This window comes from uncultured Phascolarctobacterium sp., assembly GCF_934190775.1.
Lineage (GTDB): Bacteria > Bacillota > Negativicutes > Acidaminococcales > Acidaminococcaceae > Phascolarctobacterium_A.
This window is the reverse complement of sequence record NZ_CAKPTG010000003.1, coordinates 39,755-58,618: the sequence shown is the minus strand read 5'-3', so window position 1 is coordinate 58,618 and position 18,864 is coordinate 39,755. Positions and strand designations below refer to the sequence as shown.

The 18,864-nt window shown below is 46.4% G+C and carries 15 protein-coding genes and 1 tRNA gene; 4 read left to right on the top strand and 12 right to left on the bottom strand.

Annotation, left to right across the window (positions count from 1 at the left end; all coding sequences use genetic code 11):
* Positions 1–44: 44 nt before the first annotated feature.
* The 3 genes from Q0G26_RS02275 to dnaG all read right to left on the bottom strand — a co-directional run bounded on the left by Q0G26_RS02275 (position 45) and on the right by dnaG (position 3,579).
* Positions 45–119: transfer RNA gene (locus tag Q0G26_RS02275), tRNA-Ile, on the bottom strand.
* A 54-nt stretch (positions 120–173) separates the two neighbouring features.
* Complete coding sequence (gene rpoD / locus Q0G26_RS02270) at positions 174–1,781, bottom strand: RNA polymerase sigma factor RpoD (protein WP_293828199.1); 1,608 nt, start codon at positions 1,779–1,781, stop codon at positions 174–176.
* A 25-nt stretch (positions 1,782–1,806) separates the two neighbouring features.
* A complete protein-coding gene (gene dnaG / locus Q0G26_RS02265) occupies positions 1,807–3,579 on the bottom strand; it encodes a DNA primase (RefSeq protein ID WP_293828197.1) in 1,773 nt (590 codons plus the stop codon).
* Between the two features lie 179 nt (positions 3,580–3,758).
* Here dnaG and Q0G26_RS02260 point away from each other — a divergent pair, with 179 nt between their 5' ends.
* A complete protein-coding gene (locus Q0G26_RS02260) occupies positions 3,759–4,238 on the top strand; it encodes a hypothetical protein (protein ID WP_293828195.1) in 480 nt (159 codons plus the stop codon).
* Positions 4,239–4,423: 185 nt separating this feature from the next.
* On the opposite strand, the gene Q0G26_RS02255 is transcribed toward Q0G26_RS02260, so the two are convergent.
* Genes Q0G26_RS02255 through Q0G26_RS02245 form a run of 3 tightly spaced genes read right to left on the bottom strand, consistent with a single transcriptional unit; the run spans position 4,424 to position 7,553 of the window.
* Complete coding sequence (locus Q0G26_RS02255; RefSeq protein WP_293828194.1) at positions 4,424–4,774, bottom strand: CGGC domain-containing protein; 351 nt, start codon at positions 4,772–4,774, stop codon at positions 4,424–4,426.
* A gap of 12 nt (positions 4,775–4,786) precedes the next feature.
* Positions 4,787–6,595 (bottom strand): TonB-dependent receptor, encoded by a 1,809-nt coding sequence (locus tag Q0G26_RS02250; protein WP_293828192.1) that lies wholly within the window; start codon positions 6,593–6,595, stop codon positions 4,787–4,789.
* A 13-nt stretch (positions 6,596–6,608) separates the two neighbouring features.
* Complete coding sequence (locus Q0G26_RS02245; RefSeq protein ID WP_293828190.1) at positions 6,609–7,553, bottom strand: ABC transporter substrate-binding protein; 945 nt, start codon at positions 7,551–7,553, stop codon at positions 6,609–6,611.
* Positions 7,554–7,698: 145 nt separating this feature from the next.
* On the opposite strand from Q0G26_RS02245, the gene Q0G26_RS02240 reads away from it, so the two are divergent.
* Entirely contained in the window at positions 7,699–8,565 is an 867-nt protein-coding gene (locus Q0G26_RS02240) for a LysR family transcriptional regulator (protein ID WP_293828187.1), read from the top strand.
* 168 nt (positions 8,566–8,733) lie between these two features.
* Here Q0G26_RS02240 and Q0G26_RS02235 read toward each other — a convergent pair whose 3' ends face one another.
* From Q0G26_RS02235 to Q0G26_RS02220, 4 genes are all read right to left on the bottom strand, one after another.
* Positions 8,734–9,957 (bottom strand): GNAT family N-acetyltransferase, encoded by a 1,224-nt coding sequence (locus tag Q0G26_RS02235; protein WP_293828185.1) that lies wholly within the window; start codon positions 9,955–9,957, stop codon positions 8,734–8,736.
* Positions 9,958–9,965: 8 nt separating this feature from the next.
* The gene (locus tag Q0G26_RS02230) at positions 9,966–10,811 is read right to left on the bottom strand and encodes a phosphatidylglycerol lysyltransferase domain-containing protein (protein ID WP_246869339.1); all 846 of its coding nucleotides are present in this window, start codon (positions 10,809–10,811) and stop codon (positions 9,966–9,968) included.
* Between the two features lie 347 nt (positions 10,812–11,158).
* Positions 11,159–11,665, bottom strand: coding sequence for a hypothetical protein (locus Q0G26_RS02225; RefSeq protein ID WP_293828183.1), 507 nt, complete (start codon positions 11,663–11,665; stop codon positions 11,159–11,161).
* Positions 11,658–12,542 (bottom strand): aminotransferase class IV, encoded by an 885-nt coding sequence (locus Q0G26_RS02220; protein WP_293828181.1) that lies wholly within the window; start codon positions 12,540–12,542, stop codon positions 11,658–11,660. The genes Q0G26_RS02225 and Q0G26_RS02220 overlap by 8 nt, the downstream gene beginning before the upstream one ends.
* A gap of 208 nt (positions 12,543–12,750) precedes the next feature.
* On the opposite strand from Q0G26_RS02220, the gene Q0G26_RS02215 reads away from it, so the two are divergent.
* On the top strand, positions 12,751–15,054 hold the full coding sequence (locus Q0G26_RS02215) for a cation:proton antiporter (protein ID WP_293828179.1): 2,304 nt from the start codon (positions 12,751–12,753) through the stop codon (positions 15,052–15,054).
* 104 nt (positions 15,055–15,158) lie between these two features.
* On the opposite strand, the gene Q0G26_RS02210 is transcribed toward Q0G26_RS02215, so the two are convergent.
* Together Q0G26_RS02210 and Q0G26_RS02205 are read right to left on the bottom strand one after the other, a co-directional pair.
* The gene (locus Q0G26_RS02210) at positions 15,159–16,145 is read right to left on the bottom strand and encodes a PilT/PilU family type 4a pilus ATPase (protein ID WP_293828177.1); all 987 of its coding nucleotides are present in this window, start codon (positions 16,143–16,145) and stop codon (positions 15,159–15,161) included.
* A complete protein-coding gene (locus Q0G26_RS02205) occupies positions 16,138–17,316 on the bottom strand; it encodes a GspE/PulE family protein (RefSeq protein WP_293828174.1) in 1,179 nt (392 codons plus the stop codon). Before Q0G26_RS02205 ends, Q0G26_RS02210 begins: the two co-directional genes overlap by 8 nt.
* A gap of 198 nt (positions 17,317–17,514) precedes the next feature.
* Between Q0G26_RS02205 and Q0G26_RS02200 the strand changes: the two genes are divergently transcribed.
* The gene (locus tag Q0G26_RS02200) at positions 17,515–18,594 is read left to right on the top strand and encodes a secretin N-terminal domain-containing protein (protein WP_293828172.1); all 1,080 of its coding nucleotides are present in this window, start codon (positions 17,515–17,517) and stop codon (positions 18,592–18,594) included.
* The last annotated feature ends 270 nt before the right edge of the window (positions 18,595–18,864 follow it).

The following is an 18,864-nucleotide window of genomic DNA, read 5'->3' as shown; positions in this document are numbered from 1 at the left end:
TGCGTTTATTCATAGGTTTGTTTTAGTTTGCTGATGTAAGGTATTGGTGGGCCCAGTAGGGTTCGAACCTACGACCAGCCGGTTATGAGCCGGCGGCTCTACCACTGAGCTATAGGCCCATGCAAGCTACCAAACAGTATTATTTTATAATAGTTATAGTTGTTTGTCAACTATTATTCTAAGAAGTCTTTCAGCTTTTTGCTGCGGCTGGGGTGACGCAGCTTGCGCAACGCCTTAGCTTCAATCTGACGGATACGCTCACGGGTTACACCAAAGTGCTGGCCAACCTCTTCCAAAGTACGGCTGCGGCCGTCCTCCAGGCCAAAGCGCAACTCTAATACACGTTTTTCACGAACGGTAAGCGTTTCGAGGACTTCACCTAACTGCTCACGCAGCAGAGTGAAGGAAGCAGCATCAGCAGGTGCCGGTGCGTCATGGTCCTCAATGAAATCGCCCAGATGTGAATCCTCTTCTTCACCGATAGGAGTTTCCAGAGAAACAGGCTCCTGCGCGATTTTCATAATCTCGCGTACTCTGTCAACAGAGGTATCCATCTCCTTGGCAATTTCTTCCGGCAGCGGCTCACGACCAAGCTCCTGCAGCAGCTGGCGGGAAACGCGGATAAGCTTATTAATCGTTTCTACCATATGTACAGGAATACGGATTGTACGTGCCTGGTCTGCAATCGCACGGGTAATAGCCTGACGAATCCACCAGGTAGCATAGGTACTGAACTTAAAGCCCTTGTTGTAGTCAAATTTGTCTACAGCTTTAATCAGGCCCAGGTTGCCCTCCTGAATCAAATCCAGAAACAGCATGCCACGACCAACATAACGCTTAGCAATGCTTACTACCAGACGCAGGTTGGCTTCGGACAGACACTTTTTAGCGTCATTGCCCTGGGTTTCAACTGCCTTCAAAAGCTTTTCAAAATCTTCATCTATGTTGCAGTAGGCCTCAACAACCTTAGTATCCTTTTCTCTGCCATCACTCAGGCGTGCCTTGATTTCATCAAGAATTGCCTTAATATGGTAAAGCTTATGGTCATCCTTGTCGCTTGTCTCACGTGCAACAACAAACTGCTCGCAGTCAGGAATCATAGTTTTCTGTTCTGCCATCAGGCGCTGCAGATGCAGGCGTTCGTCCTTAGTGAATTCAAAAATCAAATCCTCGTAATCAGCGATAGTATAAGGATTACCTGCTTTATGACGCTCCTTAATCATTTGCGCTACGCGGAAAACAGAACGCATTCTGGTAATATGCCATTCCTCTTTCATGTTTTCACGCAGCTTTTCGATCAAGGTGCTGCCGCTGTCCTCAGCAGTAAACGCAGGCTCCTCCAGCTCAATCATCTTGCCGCGCTGAATACGCTCTGCCTGACGGCCCTTATCCATGCGCTTAGCCAGCTTAACCTCGTCCTCGCCTACAAGCAGAGGCACTCTGCCGATTTCCTTCAGATACATGCGTACAGGATCATCAATGCTGATGCCTTCCGGCACAGACAGATTAGCCAGCTCAGATTCGCTGACCTCCTGATCGTCACTATCGTCATCATGGCCTACCAAAGGCAGGACATCCTCATCAGCTGAATTGTCATCAACTAAATCTAACCCCTTGCGTGCAATAACCTCATAGAGGTACTCAACATCCTCAGTAGTAATGTCTTCAATAGTATTAGTGAGGCTCATTACATCGCTATAGGTGAGAACACCCTTATTAGCCTTGCCCTTGCGGATAAGCTCTTCAATTTGTTCTGGAGTTATTTTGCTCGTTGTAGCCATGGTGTCCCCTCCTTCCATAGTTTTTTTAGTTTCCATAGAGTTTTTTGATTTCATTCTTTATCCTTTGACTTTCCATTAATTCCCCAAGAAAACGCTCATCTGCCGACCTCTCGTATTCATCTGCCAACAGACGGTGTTTTTCATATTCCTTTTCCAAACGCAGCCGTCGCATCTGTCTGAGGCAGTCCTGCAGCAGCTTATCCGTATCGCCTTCCGGCAGCTGATGTGCCAAAATACGTGCCAATGCTGTCTGCGCTGCATCATCCAGAATATTATTCAGCTTATCCGTCGTATAACCAATGCCAAGCTCGCACAACCGCTCAAAAAGCTGTGCCAGCACAGCATTCTCAAAGCCGATTTCCTGCACATCCATGCTGCATGCATCACACAGCTGCGGCTGCTCCAAAAGCAGCCTGAGAAGCAGCTCCTCGGCCTGCTGTCCAACGCCGGCGCTTTTTTCTTCGGGCACCACCTGCAACTGCCCAGCCTGCTGTCTGCCACCCTTGCGTGCTGCCTTGCGGTATTCCTCCGCTATCAGGCCTTCATCGATAGTCAGCCGCTGCGCCAATCTTCGGATATGCTCCGATGCTTCAATTTCATTTTTACATTCTAGTAGGAATGGTAGTATATTCGACACAGCTTCAACTTTTCCTGCTAAATTTGCTACATTATTTTGCAGGATTGTTTCATCTATTTGAAAATCTATACCATTCTGCGCTGCCGCCAGCACCTTCTCAAAAGCATCCCTGCCATGCTGGCGAACATATTCATCAGGATCCTTGCCGTCAGGCACACCGGCAATACGCACCTTCAGACCTGCTTCCCTGGCAATGCTCACTGCCCGCACCGAGGCCTTACGTCCGGCGCTGTCGCTGTCATAGCAGAAGATTACTTCATCCGCCAGACGCTGCAGCAGCTTAGCCTGCTCCTGCGAAAAGGCCGTACCCATAGACGCTACCACATTATCAAAGCCGGCAGCATGCAGGCTGATGGCGTCCATATAGCCTTCAACAACTACAGCCTTACCGCTTTTGCGGATTGCCTTCAGCGCAATATCCAAACCGAACAACAAGCGCCGCTTATTGAACCACTGCGTTTCCGCTGTGTTCAGATACTTAGGCGTACTGTTGTCCAGCACACGCCCGCCAAAGCCGACTATACGACCGCGGGCATCGCGGATAGGGATAATCACCCTGTTGCGGAATTTGTCATAATAGCCGCCGCGTCCTTGTGCTGCCAGGCCGGCAGCCTCCAAAACCTGCGGCTGGCAGCCACGCTTGCCCAATGAGGTGACAAGTGCCGTAAAGTTATTCAGCGCATAGCCTATGCCAAAACTGGCAATAATCTCTCTGCTGATGCCACGCCCGGCAAGATATGCCAGCGCCGGTTCACCATAAGCAGTTTTTGTCAGACAGGCCTGAAAGAATTTTGACGCCAGCTCGTTAGCACTGTAAATGCTTTCTCTTTGTTTCTCGCGTGCAATTTCTGCGGCTGTTTTCTGCTTTTCCGGTATCGGGATACCGTATCTGCCAGCCAGCAGCTTTAATGCATCCATAAAGCTGCAGTTTTCGATTTTCATAATAAACTTAAAAATATCTCCGCCCTCATGGCAGCCAAAGCAATAAAACATGCTCTTGCCGGGGTTCACCGAAAAGGACGGTGTTTTCTCTCCGTGAAACGGGCAGCAGCCCCAATAGTTCTGGCCTTTCTTTTTCAACGGCACGTAACCGGAGATTATTTCTACCATATCGGCTGTGCTGCGCACCTGCTCTTTAAAGTTTTCAAAATCTCCGTTCATTACCCTCTCCGCCTCCAACTATATTTCACACATAATTTATATTCAATGTATAAAGGGAAAATCCTCTTTTTTTCTAAAAAAATCTTTTTTAACGCTTGCACCGACTCTCTAAAAATACTATAATAAAGAGTACACTAAAAATTTTTCCTGTTTTTCATGCTACAAGAGGTGATTTATTCATGAAGAAATTTCTTTTAATATTAACTATGCTTGTTATGATGCTGCCTTCGATGTGCTTTGCCGACCCGGTAATCACTAGCGACAGCCGCACCTTTAACCCGCTCACCGGCGTATATGACCTGCAGGGACACGTTTTTGTACAGTTCCCGGCACATGATACTACCTTAACTATTACCGGTGATGCCACCAAGGTATATCTTTATGCTATGGAGGTTCACGGCCAAGGCAATATTCATCTGAGCTTCGGCGATATGAGCTTTGCCTGCGATAAGGTAGATGTATATCATTCTGACAGGACTGCTTATGTAAATGGTAATCTGGTTTTCAATGACAACGTCAACAAAATCACTGCAGACAGCGGCAGCTACTGCTGGAAGACGAAAATTGCAGCCTTCCACGGCAACGTTACTGTCAACGGCCAACCGCATGACGGTGATTTAGCTTATAACGTTATGGAAAAGAGAATAACAGCGCAGTAAATATTTGCACTAACGAAAACAGCCCATGCTTTACAATACGTAAGGCATGGGTTTTATGTTGTAAAAAGCAAGATATGGCATCACTAATATTTTATATGGATAAGGTAGTTATTGCGGGCAGCATCCGCTAATTCCAAAAAAACAAAGAAGAGCTGTCACCTTTTCAGCAACAACTCTTCTTTATATTAGAATCCCTTCTCTACTCTTACACCTATTTTTTCCAATTCGGAAACAATAGCACTAACTTGGGGGCATATTTCCTCTGAACCATCCGTTTTCTTCTTAAAAACACAATGAGACAAATGAACTATATCAACTGTAAAACGCTCCATGGAAGCTATTTTCCGCCTGAGACCTTCTTCGTCACCCAACGATATATCTTTGCACCCATTGCAGGTCCAAAATGCTGCAAGCTGTATGTCTTCTTCCTTATATTTAGAATATACCTTCTCTTTATTAAATAAGATTTTCAAACAACCAGCACCGCTACAGTGAGAAGAACTTTTTAAACAACGTAAAACTGCTATTCTTTTCATATCTCTATGGCATTAAAAATCTAAATAATAAGTCAGGCTAACAGCTCGCTTCGGCAATTGGCTTCCACATGATTCAAACGACTTATCACTATCTACAATATTCTTAACTCTGAAAATTACAGAAGAGTTTTTATCAAATTTATAGCCCATATTAAAGTTGAAATTTACTGCATCCTTATCCTTGCTTGAAAGGGTTTGCAAGCCGTAATACTGAACATTCAAAGATGCATTATATTTGTCGAGCTGATAATGAATTCCTGCAGTACCCATAAATTTATAGTCAGCCTGAGTCCATCCTTTAGCAGCTGATTTTTCTTTAGGATTAGAATAAGTCATACCTACATTATATTTCCATTTACTGTCAATATTTTGCTCGTACAATGCCTCAACACCTGTATTTTTAAACTTATCATTATTCACAAAAGTTTTAGTAGCATCTTTTGAAATTCTGTTTTTGATATCCATATTGAAAACAGCAATCTTTACAGATTTATCATCAAACTGCTTTTTCCAGCCAATTTCACTTAACCAGCCTTCTTCAGGTCTCAAAGCAAGATTACCCGTATATCCATGGCCTGCATTACCAAATAATTCCTCTGCCAAAGGAGTTCTGAATGCTTTATTCACATTCAGGAACAGGCTGCTATTTTCATCAAGTTTATGCAACACATTGAATTGCGGGCAGAATTTATTACCCAGATCACTGATATACACCTGACGACCGCCAACACTTACAGAAGTTTTTTCACTTACCGGAGCATCTAACAGCATATATATTGCAGTTGTATCCTGTGTTCTACGATATTGGCCTTTGGTCTGTGCCATGCGTTCGCTGTCAAAGTTACCGCCAACAACAAGGGAAGCCTTCCCGATATCAAACTTATTATTTATATCAATACCGTAAATCTTGCTCCAGTTATCGGTAGTAAGGCCTTTTTTATCATTTACAATAGATAATTCATAATCCTTCCAATACGTGGACACATTCAAATCCTTATTTTTATATTTTACATTCAACAATCTGGATTCGGCATCAGGATCATTATAGCCATTAGGACCATGGTAGAAGTAATCATTCGAATAATCGCGCTGCATATATACTACATCGAAATGTTCATCGGGAACAAGATGTGCGAAATAGTTACTGCTGTCATATTTGCCACCGTATCTGATATTAGCTGGGACGCTGCTGTTGCCTAAAATGCCATCATGACCTCTTTCGCTGATTTTTCTGCCATCGTACGCAAGAGATAATTTATCAGCCTGGATAGCAATACCACCTTCACGATAACCATGCGTACCATAGCCGCCATAAAGCCTGTTTTTAACAGTATCTTTAAGAATAATATTAACCATACCATCTAATGCGTCAGTACCATAAAGAACAGAGCCACCTCCATTGAGCACTTCGATTCTTTTGATAGCGGTTACAGGAATTGCTGAAATATCTGCTCTACCCTGAATGTTAATAGGTGTGCCATTAAGCATTATTAAAGCTGAAGTTCTCATTCTTGAAGAAGAACCTGTACCTCTAAAATGTACACCATTTTTTGCAGGTGCGGTTGTATCCAGGACCTCCGCCCCCAAAACATTATACATAAAATCCATTACATTAGTTGCGCCGGTTCTTTCGATATCTTTTTCGTTATATACCTGAGTCATAGCGGGCACATCAATATCTTTTTTCTCGATACGCGATGCCGTAACGACCATCTCATCCAGCTTAAATTCTCCTTGAATATTGTCAGCAGCAGCGCAGCAATTAGCAGCAGCTAACATAGAGAAAAGAATACCTGTTGACAAAATTAATTTTTTCTTCACTCAACTCATCTCCTTATTTTTTATAAACAATGTTTGTCAAATCTTCTATTGATTCGCAAACATAGTGAGTAAAACAAACCGTTAGCTTCATCGGTATAAGAATAACATTATTGTTTTTTACAGCTTTTACATCTTGCAGTGATTCATCACTCATATAATCTTTATATACTTGAGATTCTCCTCTGTTAATCTTTTCAATATTCCAATCTATCAAAAGTAAAACATCAGGATTTGCTTTAATGATTTCCTCTTTACTTATGTTCAAATTAGCATCATTAGGTAAATCAGTATCATCCACAGCATTTTTCAGTTGGCTTTTATGGATAACATCATCTACAATCGTACCTTTAAAGCTTCTTGCACCCAAGGAACTTGCTATTATCACACTCTTCTTGTCTGCTTCCTTAATATGCAGATTATTAATTTTCGCTAATCTGCTTTTAAAAGTTTTGATAAGCTCTTCGCCTTTTTCTTCTTCACCTACAGCCTTGGCAACCTGCATAATATAGTCAGGTATATCATCAACCCTTTTAGGATTTTTTATTACAACCGTTTTAATATCAGAGCTTTCTAATGCGTCAATAAAATCCTTTTTAAAGTTTTCCCTTATGATTACAAGATCAGGTTTATTTGCCAGCATAAATTCTATATTTTCTTCTGTTGTCTTGTTGACCGCCTTAGCTTTGTCTACAACATGTGATAAAGCTCTTTCTTTGCCACCTTTGCTAACAGATAAAATTCTCCCGGAATCAACCATATCCAAAAGAATTTCATCAGTGGAGACATGCAAGCTGATAATTCGTTCCGGTTTTTTATCAAAACTAATCCTCTTACCGCGAGAATCTACAATACTATATGCCGTCTTCAGATCACTTTTACTGTTATCGGCAGTATTTCCGCCACAACCAGCTAAAGCAAGAATTACTACCAGAAGTACCAGTGTAATAACTCTATTCACACCGCATCCCCTCCTAAATATAAGACTATTTCTTATTGAATCGCTCTGCTACTTGTGGTATGATTATATCAGATAATTATACTTTTTAAAAGAAACATCTTTTTATAGCGGTATAACTTCTTTTTATGCAAGGATTTGATGTTCAATGGATTTTAAGCAATTAGAGTATTTTTTAGAGACAGCCGATGCCAAATGTATAAGTAAAGCAGCAAAAAAACTATTTGTAACACAGCCTGCTATTAGTCAGAGTATTAAAAGCTTAGAAAGAGAGCTTGATACTAAGCTATTTAACAGAGAAGGCTCAAATATTGTTTTGACAAACTCCGGAGAGATTTTTTATAAATATGCTCGTGACAGCATTCTATGTATTGATACTGCTGTTTCAAAAATAAAAGACCTGCAAGCAGGTAAATCTGGTATTATTTCTATAGGCTCCTGGAACTCAATCGGTTTAGAATATTTACCAAAACTTATGCAAGGATTCCATAAAAAATATCCGAATATCAGGCTAGATATAATTCAAGATGACAAGCAAGCTCTTTTCTCCAGACTTAACTTAGGTACAATAGACCTATGTTTTGCCAGAAAGCTTCCTGAAAACAGCAAATTTACTAAGCTTTCGCTCCCCAATGATTATTTGGTGATCATCGGAAAGAAAGAATTTTTTACAGATTCTAATGACTGCATCAATATTGCTTCTCTCAAAAACACACCTTTCATTATCAAAAAGAATCTTGTAAATTCACTTACTGCTTTATGCGAAAAAAACTCTTTTCAACCATTTATATATTGTTTTTGTGATGATTTAAATACGTTAGTTATGTTGGCCAAAGCAGGCTTAGGTATCACCATCATTCCTAAGTCTTACCTTAGTGAATATTCCGCAGATTGTCTAGCAGTGAAGAGAATTGTTGAACTCAATAAAATCAAGGAATGTTCGATACTCTACAACAAAAGCAATATTTCCTCGTCTGCTAAATTGTTTATAAATTATTTGAGACAGATACAATAAAACACTTTTCTATAATTACAGTAAAGCTAAATTTATCATCCGTACAATTGAAAAGTTATTGGTAATTTTTGCCCCCAATACTAACCAAAAAGTATTGGGGGCATTCTAATAATTTACAGATATAGATAAAAAACAGGCTGTCGTTTTCTTCCGACAGCCTGCATAGCTTTAAAAGTATTCGTTATTATACGTGCGGCATTTTGTGAAAAGCTCGTCGAGCAGCTGCAGCTTCTGCACATCGCTGCATTTGATGCGCCCTGCCTCCCACAGCTCCGTAGCGCTGAAGGTACCAAAGTAAAGCTGAGTAAAGGCGCCCATATCCATGGTAACCTCCTCCTGCTCCAGCGTGCTGACTGCCTCCAGCTTACCCGGCGACATCCGCAGCTGCAGCAGATGATTATTGCGCTCAATCATCTTATCCGTAAGCAGCACAACAACGCTGCCGCTGCTCATGCTTGCTGCTACCGGCAGCTTGGCGAGCGCTGCCCGTGCATCGAGGCAGCGCGCCATCATAAACGGCTGCAGCCTGCCTGTAAGTGCCTGGTCCGCAAAGCCCAGATATGTTTTATCCCACGGCTCCGCCAGCCAGCAAAGCTCCTGCGCTTCACTCTTGTGTCCTGCAGCATATTGCAGCAGACGGTTCTTCGCCGCAGCGTCCTGCGCCAACAGCTCCTGCACGTTGAACGTGCCGTCGCTCAACGTATAAAGCATATAGCCAACTGCTTCTCCCGCACGATAAACAACAGCGCACAGCACATTTTCCTGCGTAACTACCGACAACAGCTTGCGCCATTGGAAAGCGGTGCGCTTAGGCACACCGTTCCACGCTGCGGTAACACTTGCGTAAATATCTCCCAAAGGATTGAAAGGCTGAGCTTTTTCCTCAGTCACAGACTGCTGCAAAGAAGCTAAATCCAGACGTTCTACCGACAGGTCATCACCTATTGCAGGAAGCTGCAGCTGTGCCAGCGGCAGCTTATACTCGTGACGATAATAGCAATAAGCAAATTCGTATGGCAGATAAATTCCGGCGTTGATTGGCATCAGCGTCACAAAGGGGAAGCCCTGCGAGCGCAGCACCTCAAAGGCAGTTTCCAAAAGCGGACGCAGCAGGTGCTGCCCACGTGCTTCCGGAGCGGTGGCAATGCCCACAAGATACGGCAACAGCATCTCCTGCCCGCGCAAACGCAGCATATAGGGATTGACGTGCAGCATTGTGCGCAGTCTTTCGTCCTCGCCAACCTTGTCAAAGCCACCGATAACCATATTGTCCTTGCCGCAGTACTGCTCAAAATAGTACTGAAAGAAAGGCTCTGTCTTTTTTTCAAAGCAGTAATCCCAAAGCTCCTCCGCCTGGTACATACGCTCCTTGCTCACGACACGGTAAATCATAAGCTACCTCACCCAATAATTACATTATATTTTTTCACCATAAATTCCGGATGCAGCGCCATTTTTGCCTCACGCAGACCGGGATGTCCCATATCCTCCTCACGGTTGAGATATTTTACATCCGTCCAGGCATGAGCGGCGAACTCCTTGGTAATAGCAGTATACAAGCCGCGTACATCATGACGCGCCTTTTCTACATGCAGCACCGCTGTATCGTCGTTAATCTTCTTGCCAAAGCTGAATGCTTGAATTTTACCGTCGAAACGGATTGCACCGCCGCGCAGCTCCAGCTGTTCAAAGCTCAGAAAGGCCTCCTGGATAGCATATTTTTCGCACAGCAGCGAAGGATCCTCCGCCATATGCTCATCGCACCAGCGCTCGCCGAAGTTCAGGCATTCCATCATATTATCCATAGTAATCGGCTCATAAACGAAATCCGGATGTGCCTTGACAAAAGCATTGTAGTGATTCTTCTGTCCGTGCAGCTTGCGGCCGGAAAGCGTTGCCAGCTTTTCCTGCAGATATACATAATCCCAGTTATCGCGGTCTTCTTCATATGTCAGACCCGGCATCACGCGCTCAAAGCGCTCCTTGGTAAAATCATAGATACCATGCATTTCAAACGGTTTGCCCTGGTGCTCCTCCTTCAGCTCCTGCATCAGACGCGGCAAATCCTCATCGCGTCCGCCAAAAGGCTGAATGTAAAAATCAACGTTGTTGCGTTTAACCTTCAGCAGCAGGAAATCGTGCGCTACGCACCAATAAATATGATAGCAGTCACGCCAGACAAAAAGATTGGAAAAGGCACATTCGCTGCCATTTTGATGTGATTTTGATATATAGCTTTCAAACAAAGGCTTTTGTGCCAATGTTACAGGTTTAAATTCTAAAATACTGATAACCCCCTAAAACTCATTACTGCTTGTATATTATAGCATATGAAATATAGCTTGCGGCAGCGTATTTGCATTTTTAACATTAACTTCACAAAATAGATAACTACTATCCATTGCCTATATTATAATATGCTGTTTCAGCTTTTCTGTAAAGTATGCACAAAAAAGTGCTTCAGTTACCAAAAGGTTACTGAGCTGTCTTAGGTTTACGCACAAAATAACCGCACAGCTTTTACACCGGCGGTTATCTTAGCTGTCGATTAATTCGACACGCATAAACTCGTTATATCATTACAAAGTCCAGCTTAATTAAACTGACGCAGGCGCTTTTTGACCTGCTCTGCCAGCAAAATACCGGCAACAGCCGTCAGCAACTGCGGTACGCTCATCGCAAACATCACTGTTTTACGCAGCGCAGGATTCGGCAGGGTCAAAAAGCTGACTACCACCCAGGCTGCCAGCAGCATAATACAGGCCTTTGCCAACGGCGGCACGCATAAAGACAGCTTGCGCCTGCCCTTAAACTGTCGCACAAGCAGCACAAAGATAAAGTTGCCCAGCCAGATTACAGGAATCAAAAGCGGCAGCAGCACCTGCCCCTGCACATAAGCAGTCAGCGGCAGCAAAAATGCCAGCAGGAGTGCTGTCTTCAATCCGTTGAGCTGCAGCGTCAGCACCAGCATCATATGCACCAAAGTACCGATGATAAACGTGGAAAGCATTTGCGGCATCGGCAGCACCAGACGCAACGACTGCAGCGCCAGCGCCAAGGCCACCAGCAGTGCTCCCCGCACCAGCTTGCTGTTATTCATGCTTAGCAGGGCATTCCTTAGCTACAAACGCCATATATGCATCCTGCAGCTTTTGTGTCAGCTCGCCAACCTTGCCGTCAGCAACGAAACTGCGGTCAATTTTGGTAACAGGCATAAATTCGCAACGCGGTCCGCAGAGGAAGGCTTCGTCTGCTTTGAGGGCGAAGTCCTTGTCAAAGGCTCTTTCGATAATCTGCAGGTCCAGGTCTTTAGACAGGCGTTCCATCAGCAGACGGCGGGTAATATTTTTATGGATAAAGTTGTTTTCGGGATGAGTCCACAGAATACCGTCTTTATAAATGAAGAAGCTTGCTTCCGTGCTTTCGGTAATTTTACCGTCGCGAACAAACAGGGAATCAAAAGCATTGCCGATAACAGCCTTCTGTTTCGCCATTACCTCCGGCAGACGGTTCAGAGTATTGATATCGCAGCGCGCCCAGCGTACGTCCTCAATAGTAATAACATTTACACCCTTAGCACGCTTTTCAGCCAGTGCCTCGCGGTCAACCGGTACAGCATACATAGTCAGATGCGGAATGCTCTGCTCAGGATAAGCCAGAGAATAAGCACCGCTGCCACGGGTTACCTGCGTATAGATTTCGCAGTCCTGCAGACCGGTTGCGGCCAACAGGCTTTCATGGAACTCTACGAGCTCTTCAATCATGTAAACGCCGGGGATTTTTACGGCGATTACAGAATCGAATAAATTGTTCATATGCGGCAGCAAAGCAAAGCAGCGGCCGTTATAAACCGGTACAATTTCAAAAACGCCATCGCCGAAGTTATGGCCGCGGTCGTTAACGTCAATAAACGCTTCAGCCTCCGGCATAATCTCGCCGTCTACCAAAACTAATTTTTCTTGTTGATTTTCGTTCATGTTTATTCCTCCAAATGCGATAAGTCACAATAAATTAACATAATAAAGCATTATTTATGCAATAATTCCAGTCAAAAATATTGTATAATATATATTGAGATTATTTGTTTTGCAGTCTACAGAGCTTGTAAAAAGCTAATGACTACATTTCAATTATTATACACCATTTAAAGCCATTTTGGCAAAAAATATCGCAAAGGAGATTCCCATGACGCATCTGCCAACTATTATTAATGATTTAGCAATGATTTTGCTCGTAGCCGGTGTCACAACAATTCTTTTCAAAAAAATCAATCAGCCGCTGGTACTTGGCTACATTGTTGCCGGCTTCATCACCGGTCCGCATTTCAACTTCTTCCCGACGATTACCGACAAAGCCAACGTCCACGCCTGGTCCGAAATCGGTGTTATCTTCCTGCTGTTCGCGCTGGGACTAGAGTTCAGCTTTTACAAGCTGAAAAGCGTAGGCAGTACCGCCTTCATCGCCACCGCGGTAGAAATCGGCGGTATGCTGGCCGTAGGCTACTTCGCCGGTACGCTGCTGGGCTGGAACCATATGGACAGCCTTTTCCTTGGCGGTATGCTTTCTATGTCCTCCACCACGATTATCATCAAAGCCTTTGACGATTTAAAGCTCAGGGCGCAGCGCTTTACGGAAATCGTTTTTGGCGTGCTGATTATTGAAGATATCGCCGGCATCGTGATGATGGTGCTGCTGGCAACTATGGCTGTAGCCAGCGCCGATGTTTCTACGATGGAGCTGCTGCTCAGCATCGGACGTCTGATTTTCTTCCTCGTTTTATGGTTTGTCCTGGGTATGTATCTTGTCCCCAGCTTCTTTAAATGGGCCAAGCAGCTGATGAACGAAGAAACTCTGGTAGTTGTTTCCATCGGCCTGTGCCTTGGCATGGTTGTGCTGGCAACTCAGCTTGGCTTCTCTTCCGCTTTGGGTGCCTTCATCATGGGCTCTTTGATTGCCGAAGCGCCTAACGCCGAAAAAATCGAGCACCTCGTTGCGCCTATCAAGGATTTGTTCGGCGCAGTCTTTTTCGTGTCCGTCGGCATGATGGTAGATCCCGCTATCCTGCTGGAGCAGGCGCTTCCTATCTTCGTGCTGGTAGTAGCAACAATTATCGGCAAGCTGATTTTCTCCACTGGCGGCGTGCTGGCCTCCGGCCAAAGCCTCTACACCTCTGTACACTGCGGCTTCAGCCTGGCACAGATCGGTGAATTCTCCTTTATTATCGCTTCCCTCGGTATGAGCCTTGGCGTAATCAGCAGCTTTTTATATCCGATTATCGTAGCGGTATCCGTAATCACTACCTTTACTACACCCTTCTGCATCATGGCAGCCGAACCCTTCTACCAGCTTGTGCTGAAACTGCTGCCGCCGCAGGCTAAAAGCTGGCTGGACCGTTACACCGGCACCAATACCGATGATGACAAGGATCAGGACTGGAAGAACCTGCTGACCGGTTATACGATGCGTATGCTGATTTTTATCACCCTGCTGGCAGCTATTGCTTTGGGTGCAGAATATTACCTGCTGCCTTATTTGGGCAACACGCTGAAACTGCCGTACAGCAGACTGCTGACCGCTGCAGCCACCTTTATCATCATGTCACCGATTTTGCGTGCTGTGCTCGTCAACCGCGCCGGTAATGGTGATTTGTTCTCCAAGCTCTGGTTTAAGAAGCGTGCCAACCATCTGCCGCTGATGTTCCTGGTATTCGGCAAGCTGCTTGTAGCATCTGCTTCGCTGTACTTCATCTTCCACACTCTGCTTAATCTGCACGGCTTCCTGGCCTGCGTATCCATATTGCTGGCAGCGTACTTCATCTCCTCCTCCGACTGGCTGATGAGCGAATACCTGCGCATTGAATCGCGCTTTTTGGTAAACCTTAACGAAAAGCACATGCGTAAGCATCGTGAAAGTGCTCCCGATGACAGCCGCACCTGGTTCGACGAGGACCTGCAGCTTGTTTATTACGATTTGCAAAAGGACTCGCCGATTAAGGGGCGCAGCCTGCGCAGTCTGGGCTTCCGCGAAAGCTATGGCTGCAACGTTCTGCAGCTTTTGGGCAGCCACCGCACCGTTGATATGCCCGGTGGCGAGCAGATAGTTGAGCAGGGCGACAAGCTGCTGCTTATCGGTACCAGTAGTCAGCTGCAGGTTTTTGACGCTGCTGCAAGACAGCGCAGCTTAGGCCTGGAGCGCTGCGACCTGCCGCAAAGCCTGCGTGAATTTATGCTTGATAATCACCAGAACAAACCGGAACAACAATTCCTCTCCCTGGCGATTACGATTGATAAGCATTCTCCTATTTTAGGAACCTCGCTGAAGGCTGCCGATTTGCGCAACAAGTGGAGCTGCCTCGTCATCGGTCTGGAGCGTGGTGCCTTTACGATTACCAACCCTCACGTTTCACTTGTTTTTGAAGAAAATGACCTGCTGTGGGTATTGGGCAAGCAAAAAATGATGAATACTCTAATCAGAGAAGAGATTTTGTAATGACCGCTTTCTAACGCTGCTTCCGCTACGTTACCTTGTGAGAGTTATCAGTGCGTTAACCACAACGTCCCTATTCAGCCGCTGCTTTTCGCAGCGGCTTTTTTTCATGCGATTATCCCGCGCAGCTGCAAGGCCTTCACTGCGTCCTCCATCGTCTGCATGCCGTAACGCGCGCCAGTTTGCAGATAAGACTGCAGCTGATGCGTACGCCCCTCACGAATCAGATTGCGCATAGCAGGCGTTGCCACCAGCACCTCAAAGGCTGCCGCTCTGCCTGCTCTGTCGCAGCGCGGCAGCAACCTTTGGCAACAAATTCCCAGCAGACAATCAGCCAGCTGCGTACACACGTGCTGCCTGTCAGGCAGCACATCAAGAATTCGGTTTACCGTGCCTGCAGCGTCCTGCGTGTGCAGCGTTGCCAAAACAAGGTGGCCTGTTTCCGCCGCCGTCAGCGCAATACCAATTGTTTCCGCATCTCTGAGCTCGCCCACCATAATCACATCCGGATCCTGCCTCAGCGCACTGCGCAGACCGCTGGCAAAGCTTTTGGTATCACGCCCCACCTCCCGCTGGTTAATCAGCGCCAGGCCAGGAGGATAAACGTACTCTATCGGGTCCTCCAGTGTCAGGATGTGCACAGCACGCATTTGATTTATCTGCTGCACCAGCGCCGCCAGCGTTGTACTTTTGCCACTGCCTGTAGCCCCTGTAACAAGCAGCAGTCCCTGCCTGCTGCCCGCAAGCTGGCTGACAATTTCCGGCAGGCCCAGGCTGCGGCAGTCGGGAATTTCGTGCGGCAGCAGGCGAATTGCCGCTGCATAGCCATTGCCAAGACGATATACATTAAGGCGGCAGCGCTCCTGCATACTGTCACTAAAAGCTGTATCCACCTCGCCATTTTGCAATAGCTGTCGCTTTTCCTGTTCCGGCAGCAGGGCAAGCAACGCCTTCTCCAGCTTTTCCCGGGAAATAACTGCGCTTTTTAAAGGCTGCAGGCTGCCATCTATGCGCACCATCGGCACACTCGCAGGCGTAAGATGCAAATCGCTGGCTCCCATATTCCGTGCCAAAAGCAGCAGCTTATCAAGCATTGTCAGCCTCCCCGGTGATACCAACGCGCCACAATTCTTCAACCGTAGTTGCCCCCTGCAGCACCTTCGCTACTCCGTCGGCGTACAGGCTGCGCCAGCCCTGCCTACGTGCCTCCTGCAAAAGCTCTGCTTCATCAGCACCATTCAGCAAAAGCTGTTGCATGCGTTTATCCACCGTAACCAGCTCATGCAAGGCCAAGCGACCTCTGTAGCCTGTGCCATGACAATGCTCGCAGCCATGAGCCTGCAGCACCTCCAGCTTTTCATCCGCCCTGCGCCCCAGGTACTGCAGCTCCGCTGCAGTTGCGAAGCGCCGCTCGCCGCAATGGCGGCAAGGGCGGCGCAGCAAACGCTGTGCCAGCACGCCGCGTAATGCAGCCGCTAGCAGATAATCGGCAATCCCCATGTCCAGCAGACGATAAACCGCCCCTATAGCATCATTCGTATGCAGCGTACTCAGCACTAAATGTCCTGTCAGCGCCGCATGTACCGCCATCGCCGCTGTTTCCTCATCCCTGATTTCCCCCAGCATAATCACGTCCGGGTCCTGACGCACCACCGAGCGCAAGCCTGCGGCAAAGGTCAGTCCGCTTCTGCGATTTACGGCCACCTGATTAATCCCCGCCAGCTTATATTCCACCGGGTCCTCCAAGGTGATAATATTATTGGCCGCCGCATCAAGCTCCTGCAGCGTCGCATAAAGCGTTGTCGTTTTGCCGCTGCCCGTAGGCCCGGTCAAAAGCACCAAGCCGTTCGGCTGATGAAAAAGCTGGCGGTAGCGTTGTAAATTGCTCTCGCTGAACTGCAGCTGTTCCAGCGATAGCAGATTATCCTGTCGCTGCAAAAAGCGTATGGCCAGCTTTTCGCCATTGACGGTCGGCAGGCTGGACAGACGCAAATCAACCTCAGTGTCGACATATTTAAGGAGCATGCGTCCGTCCTGCGGCACTCTTTTTTCAGCAATATCCATGCCGCTCCACACCTTTAGCTGCGTCAGCAGCGTGCTTTGCTGGGCGCGTGGCAGCACGCAAAGCTGCTGCAGCAGGCCATCTACACGAATGCGCACGCGCACTCCCTGTTCATCAGGCTCGATATGCATATCACTCGCCCCCTGCGCCAAGGCCAGGTGCAGTAAATCTTCTGCCAGTTTATTATTACGTAAGCCTTCCATTGCATCACCTCATTTTTCTTATGTTGAATTTTATTGTAGCACAAAAAAAGCGAAATGCAATACAATAATTTTAAATTTTCTCTATTTTCACAATTTTCTCTTGAAATTATTCTCCGCCTGCGTTACAATGAAACATGAATTCTACTATACAGCATTCGTTATCTTGCTCTTAACAGATAACACCGAAAGGAGCTCATTATGTTAAAACGTTTTTTCCCATTAATACTCAGCAGTCTGCTGCTCACTTTAACTATGCCCTGCAACGCCCAAAGCACTCTCATCAATCCCTTTGTACCCTCTCCCGCCGCCACAATCAGCAAAACACCTGCAGGAAACGTTCCCGCAGCAGCACCGCCAGTCTGCGAACGACTGGCCTGCTATCCCCTGAGCTATGCCAGAGCCAAGGACGTGCAGGAAGCGTTGACGCCACACTTCGGCACCAAGCTGGGGCTGGATACTATCACCAACAGCCTCATCCTTTTGGGAGATGAGCAAAACCACGCACGCTTAAGGCAGCTGCTGCCCAAGCTGGATATAGCAACAAGACAGGTAACACTGGAAGCCAAAATCATCGCCGTCAGCCGTGAGGACAGTAAAAACATGGGCGTGCGCTGGGACTGGGATACTATTCCCCAACGAAAGCAGGAAACGAACAATGGTGACAGCGACAGCAGCAATTATGACGGCAGCTTCAAATTTTGGCGTGGCTTTGCCTTCCGCTTCAACGCTACGCTCAATGCCCTCATCAATAGCGGTAAGGCGCGCATTTTGGCAACGCCGCGCATCATCACTATCCCCGGCAAGGAGGCCAGTATTTTTATCGGTGACCATATCCCTGTGCAGACCGAAAAGCACGACAGCAGCGGCAGCTACACGGCAACGGAATATCTGGACGCCGGCATCAAGCTGCAATACGCTCCTATCATCAGCGAGGATGGCAGAATGGTGACCGCCAGCGTCCACACTGAGGTAAGCACGCCTGTGCTCATCAGCGAATTGAAAAACTATCGCATCACCAGTCGTACTGCCGACACCAACGTGCGCATGTACAGCGGCGAAACGCTGGTTATCGGCGGATTGATAAGCGAGGAACAGCAGCGTACTATGCAGAAGGTGCCTTTTTTGAGCAAGATTCCACTTTTGGGCGAACTCTTTAAAAACCGTTCGCGTTCGCACAGCAAGACGGAGGTTTTGCTGCTTTTAACGCCGCACATTACGGAAGCAGGCGCTTCACCGGCAATTTATAATGAGGGGCTGGAGAAGGAGGAAGGGAAGTAGCAGGTAAATACGTTGGATGCTTACAACCTGTTTTCGCTGTAATCTGTATTTTGTCAACCACCATTCCTCAAAAAGAGCGAGTAAACTCCATGTCGCTCTCACATGGAGTTAAGCCTGTAGATAGTAACTCCAGATGCTAGCGGAAAAAAGTATATCCGTAACCGGAAATCCAAAAAAATGATTAAGGCTATTTGTTTACCCACTAATGTTGATCAAGAGCAAAAAAGACCACCGCCGGTGGTCTTTTTTTCATGTAGGTACGTTTTACGG

What these genes read in the sequence shown, in the direction of transcription:
- rpoD (WP_293828199.1), bottom strand. Translation starts at nt 1,781, where the DNA reads ATGGCTACAACGAGCAAAATAACTCCAGAACAAATTGAAGAGCTTATC.
- dnaG (WP_293828197.1), bottom strand. Translation starts at nt 3,579, where the DNA reads ATGAACGGAGATTTTGAAAACTTTAAAGAGCAGGTGCGCAGCACAGCC.
- Q0G26_RS02260 (WP_293828195.1), top strand. Translation starts at nt 3,759, where the DNA reads ATGAAGAAATTTCTTTTAATATTAACTATGCTTGTTATGATGCTGCCT.
- Q0G26_RS02255 (WP_293828194.1), bottom strand. Translation starts at nt 4,774, where the DNA reads ATGAAAAGAATAGCAGTTTTACGTTGTTTAAAAAGTTCTTCTCACTGT.
- Q0G26_RS02240 (WP_293828187.1), top strand. Translation starts at nt 7,699, where the DNA reads ATGGATTTTAAGCAATTAGAGTATTTTTTAGAGACAGCCGATGCCAAA.
- Q0G26_RS02235 (WP_293828185.1), bottom strand. Translation starts at nt 9,957, where the DNA reads ATGATTTACCGTGTCGTGAGCAAGGAGCGTATGTACCAGGCGGAGGAG.
- Q0G26_RS02225 (WP_293828183.1), bottom strand. Translation starts at nt 11,665, where the DNA reads ATGAATAACAGCAAGCTGGTGCGGGGAGCACTGCTGGTGGCCTTGGCG.
- Q0G26_RS02220 (WP_293828181.1), bottom strand. Translation starts at nt 12,542, where the DNA reads ATGAACGAAAATCAACAAGAAAAATTAGTTTTGGTAGACGGCGAGATT.
- Q0G26_RS02215 (WP_293828179.1), top strand. Translation starts at nt 12,751, where the DNA reads ATGACGCATCTGCCAACTATTATTAATGATTTAGCAATGATTTTGCTC.
- Q0G26_RS02210 (WP_293828177.1), bottom strand. Translation starts at nt 16,145, where the DNA reads ATGCTTGATAAGCTGCTGCTTTTGGCACGGAATATGGGAGCCAGCGAT.
- Q0G26_RS02205 (WP_293828174.1), bottom strand. Translation starts at nt 17,316, where the DNA reads ATGGAAGGCTTACGTAATAATAAACTGGCAGAAGATTTACTGCACCTG.
- Q0G26_RS02200 (WP_293828172.1), top strand. Translation starts at nt 17,515, where the DNA reads ATGTTAAAACGTTTTTTCCCATTAATACTCAGCAGTCTGCTGCTCACT.